At 65.1% G+C, this 11,886-nt stretch carries 13 protein-coding genes; 8 read left to right on the plus strand and 5 right to left on the minus strand.

Annotated elements, in window-relative coordinates:
- Positions 1-37 precede the first annotated feature (37 nt).
- Together GNX96_RS00510 and GNX96_RS00515 are read right to left on the minus strand one after the other, a co-directional pair.
- Entirely contained in the window at positions 38-682 is a 645-nt protein-coding gene (locus tag GNX96_RS00510; RefSeq protein ID WP_163566596.1) for a nucleotidyl transferase AbiEii/AbiGii toxin family protein, read from the minus strand.
- A gap of 5 nt (positions 683-687) precedes the next feature.
- A complete protein-coding gene (locus GNX96_RS00515; RefSeq protein ID WP_279578909.1) occupies positions 688-981 on the minus strand; it encodes a hypothetical protein in 294 nt (97 codons plus the stop codon).
- Between the two features lie 139 nt (positions 982-1,120).
- Between GNX96_RS00515 and GNX96_RS00520 the strand changes: the two genes are divergently transcribed.
- The 8 genes from GNX96_RS00520 to GNX96_RS00535 all read left to right on the plus strand — a co-directional run bounded on the left by GNX96_RS00520 (position 1,121) and on the right by GNX96_RS00535 (position 9,243).
- Positions 1,121-2,302, plus strand: coding sequence for a DUF2397 domain-containing protein (locus tag GNX96_RS00520; protein ID WP_279578910.1), 1,182 nt, complete (start codon positions 1,121-1,123; stop codon positions 2,300-2,302).
- A complete protein-coding gene (locus GNX96_RS47455) occupies positions 2,299-2,682 on the plus strand; it encodes a DUF2397 family protein (RefSeq protein WP_279578911.1) in 384 nt (127 codons plus the stop codon). The genes GNX96_RS00520 and GNX96_RS47455 overlap by 4 nt, the downstream gene beginning before the upstream one ends.
- The gene (locus tag GNX96_RS00525; protein ID WP_279578912.1) at positions 2,679-3,836 is read left to right on the plus strand and encodes a DUF2398 family protein; all 1,158 of its coding nucleotides are present in this window, start codon (positions 2,679-2,681) and stop codon (positions 3,834-3,836) included. The genes GNX96_RS47455 and GNX96_RS00525 overlap by 4 nt, the downstream gene beginning before the upstream one ends.
- Entirely contained in the window at positions 3,833-4,483 is a 651-nt protein-coding gene (locus GNX96_RS47460; protein ID WP_279578913.1) for a hypothetical protein, read from the plus strand. Before GNX96_RS00525 ends, GNX96_RS47460 begins: the two co-directional genes overlap by 4 nt.
- A 105-nt stretch (positions 4,484-4,588) precedes the next feature.
- Entirely contained in the window at positions 4,589-6,058 is a 1,470-nt protein-coding gene (locus tag GNX96_RS47465; RefSeq protein ID WP_279578914.1) for a hypothetical protein, read from the plus strand.
- A gap of 96 nt (positions 6,059-6,154) precedes the next feature.
- Entirely contained in the window at positions 6,155-6,880 is a 726-nt protein-coding gene (locus GNX96_RS47470; RefSeq protein WP_279578915.1) for a hypothetical protein, read from the plus strand.
- Positions 6,881-7,019: 139 nt separating this feature from the next.
- Positions 7,020-8,048: an SbcC/MukB-like Walker B domain-containing protein gene (locus GNX96_RS47475; protein ID WP_279578916.1), complete on the plus strand. Its 1,029-nt coding sequence runs from the start codon at positions 7,020-7,022 to the stop codon at positions 8,046-8,048.
- Positions 8,029-9,243: a TIGR02679 domain-containing protein gene (locus GNX96_RS00535; RefSeq protein ID WP_279578917.1), complete on the plus strand. Its 1,215-nt coding sequence runs from the start codon at positions 8,029-8,031 to the stop codon at positions 9,241-9,243. The genes GNX96_RS47475 and GNX96_RS00535 overlap by 20 nt, the downstream gene beginning before the upstream one ends.
- A gap of 452 nt (positions 9,244-9,695) precedes the next feature.
- Here the strand turns inward: GNX96_RS00535 and GNX96_RS00540 are convergent, their stop codons facing one another.
- From GNX96_RS00540 to GNX96_RS00550, 3 genes are all read right to left on the minus strand, one after another.
- Positions 9,696-9,881: a hypothetical protein gene (locus GNX96_RS00540; protein ID WP_163566598.1), complete on the minus strand. Its 186-nt coding sequence runs from the start codon at positions 9,879-9,881 to the stop codon at positions 9,696-9,698.
- A gap of 249 nt (positions 9,882-10,130) precedes the next feature.
- Positions 10,131-10,550 carry a hypothetical protein gene (locus GNX96_RS00545; protein WP_163566599.1) on the minus strand — a complete coding sequence of 140 codons (420 nt, stop codon included), beginning with the start codon at positions 10,548-10,550 and terminating at the stop codon, positions 10,131-10,133.
- Positions 10,471-11,757 carry an SEC-C domain-containing protein gene (locus GNX96_RS00550; protein WP_163566600.1) on the minus strand — a complete coding sequence of 429 codons (1,287 nt, stop codon included), beginning with the start codon at positions 11,755-11,757 and terminating at the stop codon, positions 10,471-10,473. The genes GNX96_RS00545 and GNX96_RS00550 overlap by 80 nt, the downstream gene beginning before the upstream one ends.
- Positions 11,758-11,886: the final 129 nt, after the last annotated feature.

Below are 11,886 nucleotides of genomic sequence, written 5' to 3' on the forward strand. Positions count from 1 at the left end.
CAGATCGTTGCTGGGGAAATAACGACAAAGCGTCGTGCTACGTCCCAGCGATGAGTTCCCGCGCCCAACTGGTCATGCGATGACGAAGCTCTTTGATGTCCTGCAACGCCAGGCCATGACGCTCGAATGCCTGGTCTGGAATACGGTCAACAGCCAGCAGGGCTTGGGAAAGCATGCTTTCCTCTAGGCCCGGGTCAGATTCCTTCGCGAGCCTGAGCAGATCCTCACGCCGGTAACGTCCAGTGCGCAGCACCGCGTCGATGTCAACGTAGTCGCGATCCGCCGCGCGTCCGTAAAGTGCCGCCATCTTGTTCGCCACAGCATCGTCAGGATGCAGCACCGGACCGATGTCCAACTGGACCGGTGGATGAGCACGCCAGTCGATGCCGAACTCGACGCGAACCTGTTCACCATCGACGCTGGTGAGGACAAGTCTGGCAAAAGCGGCATTCTGCAGCGTCGTTTCGACGGTGAACCCGCCGTCACGGTAGGCAGCCACCGCGGCTGCGACGGCTTCCCCGAATTGCTCTTCTGCGTCAGCAACCGTGAACAGGTCCACATCCTCGGAGAGCCGTTCAACGAAACCGTGGGCTTGTACGGCGTACCCGCCCGCCAACGCAAATCCGAACGGCTTTGTCGCGATTAGTCCGATCTTGGCGGCCTGTTCGTGCAGCGGGTTCATGCCGCCTACGTCACGTGGGTCAGCTGGGGGAACTGCTGCTCCCACGCCTGCCGCTGGCCAGCTGGAAGCCAGAGCCGATGCCACATACGGCGCAGGATTGCCGCATTGAGATATCCGGCCAGGTCAGCCGTACTCATCGCCTCACGGATGACCGTCTCATAAAGCATGCCAAGCTGGCGATCGTCACCGAGGTCGAAAGAGCGTAAGCCAGACCACGCGAGCCGGGTCGGCAGTTCGACAATGCCGCTGGTCGGGCCAGCCAGGGTGTCGAACGCGTCGGGCAGCACGATCGGACGCACGTCCGAGTACCGCAGTCGACCAGCCCACGCCACTATTGTGCCGTTCCACCGCCTCGCCCGCCAACAGCTCCTGGTACGGCACCTCTCCTTCGTCGAAGGAGAGAAAGTTAGTGATTGTCGCTGGCCTATCCTTGGGCGCGTGACAGGTCACGCGGGGGACGAGGAGCTGCCGGAGTCCAATACGGCGGATCCGTGGGCGGCGCACCTGCCGGGCCAGGAGCTGGTGCCGGCCTACCTGGTGTCCCGGTTCGCCGCGCAATACCGAGTGATCGTCGAGGTGCTGCTTGAGGCGCAGGACACGAGCCTCACGGGGTTGTCCTTCGATGAGGTGGCAGTCGGTGTACGCGGCTATCTGGTCGAGCGACTGTCCGCGCCGACAGCTGACAACTTGCGGGCGGATGACGCGTTCAGCCTGGATGCGCGGCTGGACCGTCTCGTCAAGTGGGGTGTCCTGACCCGATGGCAGGACCCGGCGCGCACTGGCGAGGATTTCCTCCGTCGGCGCGACCGCTATCAGCTGACGCCGCCGGCCGCCGCGCGGCTGCACGCCTTCTGGACGCAGGAGCTGGCATCCGAGGAGGACGCGGCGGCCGACCTGACGCTCGCGCCGCGGGCTATCCACGACCGGCTGCAAGTGTTCGCCACCGCAGTGTCCGCTCGCGACTACATGGCGGCCGCCGCGGAGTTCCAGCAGGTCATCGGGCTGCATCACGGGATGGCAGTGGCGGCGCGTACGTGGCAGCGCAGCCTCGCGCACGCGCTGTCCGGCGGGCCCGACCCGGACAAGCAGGACGTACTGTGGCGGACGCTGCGGGCTTATGTCGGCATGTGGGGTGAGCAGGTCGACGTACACACGCCGAGGATCGCGGCTCTTATCGAAGAGTTGACGCCAAAGTTGACTGAGTCGGTGTGGCGCGCATGCGTACGGTCAGCGCTTGCCGAGGATGCAATTGACGACGTGATCGACCTCCAAGCGGCTCGGTGGACACAGACTTGGACCGCGCTGACCGGCTGGTTCTCTGGTGCCGAGGGACAGGCGGGGCGGCTACGCCGGCAATTGCGCGACCTGGTGGCGCCATGGGCGCGCAACATGCACATCCTGATGGACACCGGTGGAGTGGTGACCCGTCGCGCTGAGTTGTTGCGGCTGGCGCGGGCGATCGAGCGGGCGCCCGACGACGAGGTCGCATGGCGGATCTGGGACACCGCGGTTGGTGTTTTTCTCCGCGCGACACCTGCTCTTGCCGGCAGACGCGGCGGACGACAACACCCAGTCCTGGGCGGACGGCCCCGCGGCGCCGGTGACCGCCCGTTTTCGTGAACACGGCAAAAAAAGCGACCGTCGGAGTACGTGCGAAGAAACTCGACTATTCTGCTGGCCGGGCAGCCGCCCGACGTACCAGGGCGGCCACCGCTGCGGCACGGGCCGAGGCGGAGGCGTCGTTGCGCGGACGGTCGGGGACCCAGCTGGCGGGGTGGGCCGAGCTCTCCGAGCCGGAGCTCGACCTTCTGGTGGAACTGCTCGGTTCGCGCGCGCGGGAAAGTCCCGGTCAGTCGGCGCGGGTCGGCGTCACCGGCGACGGCAGGTGGCGGGTGACGTTGACTCCAGCGGACAGCGGCTCGGGCTCTGCCGTGGTGCCGAGCCCACGGGGTCGCCTGGTCACCGTGAACTGGTATTTCGAGTTGGACTCGGCCCGATGAGTCGCGACACGGATGACCGGCAGAAGGCGTTCACTGGATTGTTGGCACATCCTGTGGTGGACCGCCGCCGCGATCCCGAGATGTTCGCGCTTGTACGCAGTTCGAAGCATCGGCGTGTCCTGGTCGACTGGTTTTTTTCTGAGCGGCTGGGCTACCGGCTGGTGGTCACCGACGCGACGCGGCGGCGCGGTTGTTCCGGCTGCCACTGGAAAATGAGACGACCACACCTCGGCGCTACGGCCCTCCGGGTCGCCGTGTGTTGGTATTGGCGGTGCTGGCCGCGGCAGCGGCGGAGGACACCGAGGACATCACCACGACTCAGGACCTTTCGGACCGAGAGTACGGGCACTCACCCGACACGAAGACGTGGATCTGGCGCCCTACGAGCCGGACCGATTCGTCGAGCGGCAGTTGTTCGTGAAGGCGGCGGGGGGTTGTTGGTCGGTACGGGTGCTCTGCGGCCGAGCGGTCGCGGTTCCGATGAGGAAAGGGAAAGTTGGGCATCGCACCGAAATTCGGTCGGCGGCGCGTACGACGTCGAACGTGAACTTCTGTTGCGGATGGTCGATCCGGCCGCACTCGCCGCCGCGCTGGGGCAGCGGCCGACCGGAATCTTGGTGCCGGAGTCCAACACGCGCTTTCGGTTGATGCGCCGGCTGTTGGAACTGCCGGTGTGCCTTTTCGCCGATCTCACAGAGCCGGAGCGGACGTACCTCACCAGCCAGAAGTATCGAATCCTGGCCTGGTGCGAGGAGATGACCGGCTGGGTGGCCGAGCAGCGCGCCGAGGGTCTGGCGCTGATCGCTGGCGGAGAGGATCAAACCGACCTGCCGTTTCCGCGGGTGAAGGCGGTGGATTTCGCCGCTCTGATGGTGTTGGACGAGCTACGTCGGCGGCAGGATCCGCGCGGCATGCTTGATGATGACGAGGTGGACCGAGCGGTGGCCGACGTGCGGGCCCGTCATCCCAAGGCGAAGACGAAGGAACTCAACGACGACATGACCGTACGGACGCAGGTGTTGGAACTCCTGCGCGCGCTGGATTTGGTCCGCCCTACAACCGACGGCCGCTGGTGGATTTCACCGGTAGCTGCCCGTTTCCGTGACCCACGCGTGGTGGCGGTTTCATCCACATTGGACGGTGACGACCGATGAGCGGGGAATCCACTGGATTTGCACAGGAATGGCTGGAGGCGGCGACGACCGGCGGGCTGCCGGAGCCGGTCCGCTCACGCTGGCAGCCGCTGCGGGTCGGCATCGTCGACCTCTGGGAATACGACGAGGCGGAGTTTTGGTTCGCGGACGGACGGATGGTGCTGCGCGGCGGCAATGGCGCCGGCAAGACCAAGGTTCTCGAGCTGACTACCTTGATGTTGATGCGCGGCGAAATCCTGCCGTCCGTGCTCGATCCGTTTGGTTCGCAACACCGCACGATGCGGTTCAATCTGCTGCCAACCGGCGAAGGCGACGATCCGCGGCCGCTCACCGACGCCGGCCTCGGTTACGCGTGGGTGGAGTTCGGCCGCCGCGACGAGACCGGCCAGCAGCGGTTTTTTCGTCTGCGGCATGGGCGCGAGCGCTCGTCGCGGATCGGGTACGGCTGGCGTGTCGACTTGGCACTTCGTCACCCGACACCGACCAGGCAAGGATTTCAGTCTGACGCCGGCCGGTCGCGCGATCGAACAGAAGGATCTCAAGAAGATCGACGGCGTCACAGTGCCTGGCAGTGCGATGGCGTACCGAGGCCTGCTGGCCAGCGAGCTGTTCGACCTTTCCGCGGAATCGTACGACAATCTCACTGAGCTGTTGAAACAGTTGCGCAAACCAAAACTCGGTGAGCGCGACTCAACCCAGCCAGTCTGGCTGAGACTCTGCGGGACGCGCTGCCGCCACCGTCGACCCATGAGGTGACGCAGCTCGCGGAGGGCTGGGAACACCTGGAACAGCTGCGAAGTGCCGTCCAGGAAACGGAGAAGGCGGCCACTGCCGTAGCGGATTTCGTCCGCGGCGGCTGGCGTCCATGGATCCGGCTGCTGCTGCGTTCACGTGCGGACGACTTTGCCGCGGCGACCACTCGCCTGGACAACACCACGCGCGATCGGAACACCGCCGAGAAGAATCTCGCCATCGCGAAGGACGAGGTCGTCGCGGTCGAGAAGAACTTGACCGACGTAAAAAGGGAAAAGCAGGACCGCGGCACGGAGCTTCGGGAACTGCTGGACTCCCAGTCTTATCAAGATGCCGCCGCTGCGGCTGGACGTGTCGAAGGGCTGGAACGGGATGCCAGAAGCCTGACCGGCCAGCTAACGCGAGCGCGGAGCAAAGTTTCGCGTGAACAGGCAACGGTCGCGGGCGCTCAAGTCCGTTTCGAGAAGGCAACTGGTGACGTAGAGAACGCGGAGGTGGCCGTACGCACCGCCTCCGGCGTGTTGACCGAAGCCGCCGGACCGGCAGGACTGACCGGATCAATCGAGCGCCATCTGCCGGGCCGGGACGTGGAGGCGCTGTCCGCGGATCTCACCAGCCGTACGGAACGTTTCACACACCTGAGAAACCTGCACGCGTCGTACGCGGTGACTGACGGGGAGGCGACCGAGTCGGGACATGCTGTGGAGCGGGCCATGAAGGCCGTGGATAAGGCCGTCGAGGAGGAGAATGCTGAGCGAGAGACGGTCGAGGAGTGCGTGGAAACGCTCTGGCGCGGCATCCGCGACTGGGCCGACCTGGCGACGGTCGCGCCGTGTTCTGCTGAACTGGCCGAAGAATGGCGGGATCTGGCGCACGGCCTGACCGTGATCGACACGGAGAGCGGCCGTCCGCAACCCGGGCTGCTGGTCACCGACGCTATGCGCGAACACATCACGATCGCTCAAAACGCTTTAAAAGAGCGGGCTTTTCGCGTACGCGAACGCCGTGCGCCGATCGCCAACCGCCACCAGGAGGCGACCGCCGAACTCGCGGCGGTCAAGGTTCGAACCGAGTCCGCGCCGATGCCGCCGACGGCATGGCAGCGGCAGGAACGGCCGGACGGTCATGGTGCGCCGTTTTGGCGAGTGGTGAATCCCGTCCTCGACGGCGACCGCCTGGACCGGTTGGAGGCGGCGCTGGCCGCGTCTGGCCTGCTCGACTCGTGGCTGGCGCCGGACGGCGAGCTGTCCACTGTGGACGGAGTCCTGATCGCCGACGTGCAACCACTGCCTGCCGGCGTACGCGAGGACAACAATCTTTTAGACGTACTGGAAACCAGTGAAGAGGCTGGTGTTTCTGCCTCTGTAGTCCGCCGTTTGCTGGCCGGCATCGGATGGTACGACAAGGCGCCGACCGATTCCGCCGGCACTGGTTCGCGGCCGACGGCAGTTGGCGAGTTGGTGGCCTGACTGGTCGAGCCGTACCGGCCGCACCGGCGTCTTTTCTGGGCGCGGCGGCGCGCGAGGCCGCGCGGCAGCGGCAGATCGCCCGACTGGAGGCTGAGCTTGCCGACCTTGCCGCGCGACTGTCCGAAGTGGACACTGAGCTGGGCCGCCCTCGGCTCCGACTCCGACCGGCTCGCTCGCGAGGAGCGTGCGATTCCACTCGATGCGGAGCGGAACCTCACCAATGCCGTCGCCAGGCATGCTGATCGAGCGCGCCGTACGGGGACCTGCCGGGTCGACCTCAGCGTCGAGCAGAGACGCCACGATGACCTGCTGACCAAACGTGACCGCGCCTGGGGCCGGTTCGCCGAATATGCCAGTGATCATGGTTTTGGCCTGCGAAACCTCGACGAGCAGGCGACGGCGTTGCGTGAGTTCGAGCGCGGACTCGCCAGCCTGCTCGGCCGGATTGCTGTCCTGGAGGCAAAACGCGAGGCGTTGTCGACCGCTGAAGTTACGCTTTCCCAGCGGCGGGAGGAACTGGAGGTCGCTGCCGTCGAGGAGTCCGAAGTGGACCTTCAGTTGCGGGATGCCACCGTACGTCTGCAGACCGCTCGCAACGCGCTCGGATCGGACCAGCGCCAGCAGTTGCAACGGCGCGACGACCTGGACAAAATCCTGGCCGAACTGGAAAAAAAAAACAGTTCGAAACACTCAACGACAAGTGGAACAAGGCCAGTGTCGCCGCAAATAAGGCGGAGGTGCAGCTGGACGGGTATGAGCACAGCCGTGCGGACGCGGAACGTGAGCGGGACGGCGCGATGGACTCGCTGTGGGCGGTGGTAACCGGCGGCCTCGCCGAGCCGGCCGGAGTTTCCCCGCCAGAGAAGCGAACCGTCGCCGCGGTCCGCGAGTTCACCGCACTCGTACGCCGACAGATCACCGCGCAGGCCCAGCCGGAGGATGTGGAGCGCGCCTGGCGGCGGTGTGTTACCGCGAAATGGAAATCTTGCGGCAGAGCCTGCTGCCGGATCGGGACGCCAAGATCGTGGAGGCGGACGAGGTGTCGCCGATTCCACGAGTGGAGGTGTTGGCCGACGCGGCCAGCGGATGGCAGCAGCCACACCAGGCCGCCGACGCCTTGGCCGGGCGGGTACGGGAACAGCAGGACACTTTTGACACCGAGCAGCAGCACGTCCTGACCACGCTGCTGGAGTCGACCTTCATTGAGCATCTAAAGCTGCGACTGGACTACACGACCCATACTTTCGCTCGGATCAACGACCAACTGGGGAGGCATCCGACCCGGCAGGGTCACGTTGTTCGAGTGCAATGCGAAGCTGACCCGGCCGATCCGGACGCGAGTGCCGTGGTCACCGCCCTCACCCGGGGATATCAGGAACTTTCCGCCGATCGTCAGGACATGGTGCGGTCGTTCCTGGCCCGCAAAATCGATGAGGCGCACAGCGACGCCAGTGCGGAGGGTGTGGTCGATTGGAAGGAACGGCTGTCCGCCGCGCTGGACTACCGGCATTGGTTGAAAATCTCGTTGCAGTACCGACCTGGCGCGGGCAGTAAGTGGACGCCGTTCGACGCCGCCAAGCATGCCGCGAAATCTGGCGGCGAGAAGGTCGTCCTGCTGTCGCAACCGCTGTTCGCGGCGGCGGTCGCCGCGTACGACGCAGCCGGTCCGCAGGCGCCCCGTTGGGTGTGGCTAGATGAGGCAATGACCGGCGTGGACGCCGAGATCAAAGCCTCCTTCATGGGCCTGACGGTCGATTTCGAGCTAGACGTGATGCTGACCGCGCACGATGAATGGTGCACCTACCTGACAGTCCCGGCCGTCGCGGTTTACGACCTGCACCGGCACGAGGCGCTGGCTGGCGTGGATGTGCAGCCTTACCTGTGGTGCGGCGGCGAATGGTCCGAGCTGGCGGTCGACCAACTTGGTGCATCAGCCTCGGAGCCGGAGGCACCGACCGGCGGACTTTTCGATGAACTCGAAGATGAGTGACCTGCCAGCGGCACTGGTCGCCTGGGCGCGACTGTCCGGCCCGACCATCGTGCTTGATGCCATCCGGCTGCGTGCCGGACGCGGCGCTCAATTGGACCGCGGGGACGTACGCGTCGATTTGACCGCGGCGCAACGCCGTGAGGTCGCTCGTCTGCTCGGTACGCCTTGGGACGTGTCGGGCCGGCCGCCGCGCCTGCAGGATCTTGCCGCCGGTCTCGCCGAGCACGGGCTGACCGTACGGGCCTATCTGGAATCCCTCGACGGCGCGCCGATTGTCGATCGGCGTAAGGCGCGTGCCGCGCAGCGTTTTGCTGTTGAGGCTGAGCATTCGACTGTCCTGGACCTGTTGTCCGCCGAGATCGACAGTGCCAGCAGCGAAATCTGGCTGTCCGACCTCGGGCTACCCCGGCCAGGTGACGGGGCTCTGCATGCGCTGGTTGAGCAGGTTCTCCAGGTATGGCAACAATTACCAGGAGAAGACGGTCCGCCGGTGCGGCGGCTGGCGTACTTGGCGGCTGGTGTGCTGGGAAACGCGCATGCCTTGGACTACAACGAACTTCTCGGTCGAGCGGTGTGCCGGTTGATCGCGACCGTACATGGCCTGCCCCGACCATTGAGTGCCAGTCGCGACTGGCGTCGGGCCTGGGCGGCGGCGGGCGTACGTTGCGATGAGATCTCCTCGCGGGTCCTTGCGCTGAACCTTCCGCTGCGCGGCGCATCGGCTGCCGCCCGCTGGTGCGAGGCCGCGGATGGCGAACCGCTTTGGTTGTCATTACGGGCAATCTCGGGCGACTGGTCCGTTCCATCGGGCATCCGGGTATACGTGTGTGAGAACCCCACGGTTGTCGAGGCGGCTGCCGACGCGCTGGGCGACCGCTGTCTTCCGTTGATCTGCACAGATGGTCTCGCGTCCTTGGCTGCCGTCAATCTGGTGGCAGGTTTAGCCAAAGCTGGCTGTGAAATCTTAGTTCGTGCCGACATCGATGACAGTGGTTTCGTCCTGGTCGATCAGCTCCGGACCGCTGCACCAGCCGCGACCACCTGGCGGTTCGACAGCGCGACGTACGCACAACATCTCGGCTTGTCCGATGTAACCGGTGAAAAGCCGCTACTGCGGGAGCTATACGCGCGCTACCGCGTACCGCTGCACGAAGAAGCAATCCTCGATGACCTCGTCAGCGACCTCGGTGCCTGACAGTCTCACTCAGTCGGTCCGAGGTGTCCGTGTGTGCGGTGGGGTGCGATGCCGTCTCCCGTGCTGGTGCTTAGGCAGATCGACGGTCGGGTGTCGTTCGACGCGAGGTGACGTGGCCCGAGCGTCGATCGTTTCGGCTGGCTCTTGATCCGAAACGACGCGATCGTGACCCAGCACGGAGGGCCTCTCCTGCTGACCAAATCGCTGGAACGACTGTGTGAGTTCTCGGACAGCTTCAGCCGGCAGGTCCGGTATCACCCTCTGAAACGCTTCGATCGTGTCTTGCGGGACAACTTGCGGACGAGCCATCTCCGCAAGTTGCAGTGCTGATCGAGGGATGCCGGTCTCGTCGAGGAAGCGGCGTACCAGGGCGCGGCCATCACCGAGCGGGGCGCCGTAGCGATCTGCGTACGGCCGCAGGGTTGCGGAGACCTCCGCAAGGTCCAGATGTTTCACCGCCAGTGCGTCGCGGACGACTCCAGCGAGATGTCCACCGTCAAGATGACTGGACGGACCTCCGGATTACGCACGTCCCGACGGGCCGGACCGACAAATTCGAGCAGATCCGCATCGAGGTCGCCGATTCCGTGGAGCTGTGTGGCGCTGCGGTGGGAGACAACCTCCAGTATGTCGCTCATGGCTCGCAGCGATGTCCGCGAGTTCCAGCTTAAGGTCATTAGTACGGCTCATGACGGCAATAGTCACACCTAGGCCGCAACTAATGCCGTCAACGAGCGTCTTAGCTCATGCCCGCTGCGTCTACGGACGGGTTCGATGTTCACCGGAGGTCGGGATCTAGAGCGGATCGGACCGGCGTGGTGTCCTGCGGTGGCGCGGGCGCGTCGAGTGGAATACCACGTTTGGTCAGCCGTACGCGCCGATTGCGATTACAAGCCAAGAGCCGCGCGGATACGGGTCGGGCTCATCCTCGTCGGATTCCCGTCGTCGGGGAAAGACTCGAGTAGCCGGATGAGGTCGTCGCGGCGGGTGGGGTCGTTGGCGGCTTGGCGTGGGGTCAGGCCGGCGAGGGCGGGGATGGAGTCATCGAGCCATTTTTGCTCGTAGTCAAGGATGAACTGCTCCATCACCGAGGTAGCGTCGGCGTCGCTGAGGGCGGGTCCGGCAGGGGCCATTCGGCCGAGAGCCTCGGTGGCTGCGCGTGTGTCGGGTACGGGTTCGCGGGACTCGTCGACGATGGTGAGGATCGGATCGAGCGTACGCAACTCATCAAGAATGCGGTCGAGTCGATTTTCGCTGTTGGTCTCGATATGCAGCAGGTCCGTCGAGGCGGATCCGCGCGCGGACATGGTCGTCGCCGTCGAGGTCGAGCCACTCTGGCGCCCCGTCCTCGGCACGCTCATACGCGCCGTCGAGAGCCTCGGAAAGGGTATCTGTGACCGATAGCGTTGCCGAGCACATCGCGAGCGGATCGCCTTCGGTGTTGACCAACTTTGGTGGAGCGAAGCGAGCGGTCAGGAAGGCGACGAGTTCGACCGGGTCCGGATCGTTGTCCAGCAGCTTGATGAGCTCGTCGCGTTCCCGCAAACCGATCGGCTCCAGTCCGCCGAAGATCTGCATGGTGTCACCGGCCGGTACGATCCGCGCGCAGACCAGGGAGCCCGCGGTCAGTTGTCGGCTGGCGGCACGCTCCCGCACATCGTGGGTGTCGCCGGTGCGCAGGTCGCGTACGGTCAATCCGATACCTGCGCGGACCCGCTGGATTTCGAAGACTGACCGCTCGATGAGGGTCCATTGTTCGCCGAGCAATCGTTCGTCGGCGGGCAACAAGGCGCCACGAGTCACCAGGAATGCGGCGAACGCGCCGCCCTGAAAAAGTGCCACGTCATTGATCAGCGGGTCATTGAGCGCCTGCATCCACGTTCCGGAATGGCGGGATCGCTCGGTTGCCAGTTCGATCAGGAGATCCTGGTCGAGATGCATGCCTGCCTTCTGATAGAGCCAGGCCGCCCGTACGTCCAGCGGCAGCTGCTCGCTGTTTAGATGGCAGACCTTGCATTTTCGCCCCGACCCGCACCAACATGGCTTGTTGCGGCCCAGTTCCGGGCGCGGCTGGGGCTGGAACTGCTTCAGTAAGCGAAAAAGTGGGTGCCCGGCGGTGAGCCCGGCACGCTGCGCCAATGCCAGGCCGCGTACGGCGTCGCCTCGCTCGCTCGCATACTCGGCCAAGTCGAGCAGGACTAGCGACGTAGGGCCTAGTTTTTCGGCTTCCAACAAGGTCTTCTCGGCGGCGATGAGGTCACCGGACAGTTCGTGCGCCGCCTTGGCGGCCAGCCATCGAGCCGCCGGACGTGCCCGCGGTGCGACCGCTGGCTCGATGAATTCGGCGAATTTTCGCAGTTTGTCGGCGTCATCCGGATCCAAGTCGAGCTCGTCAAGAACCGCGTACGCGACAATGGGCGTCGAGAGTAGCGACACGAGGTCGTCGACCTTTTCTGTCTGCCGTCCGTAGAGCGAGACGATCGCCAATACGGCGCGAGCTTGATCCTCGCTCACGCCATGCCGTTGGCGCAGCTCGTCGAGCCGGGAGTCCTCTGAGCTCGGCCCGAAGTCGAATCCGTCGCCGGCGAGCCAAGCGCCGTGTCGAACGAGGCCGTACCGCTGGATTACGGTTGAGAGCGGCGG

The organism is Fodinicola feengrottensis (assembly GCF_010993775.1).
Taxonomy (GTDB): Bacteria; Actinomycetota; Actinomycetes; order Mycobacteriales; family HKI-0501; genus Fodinicola; species Fodinicola feengrottensis.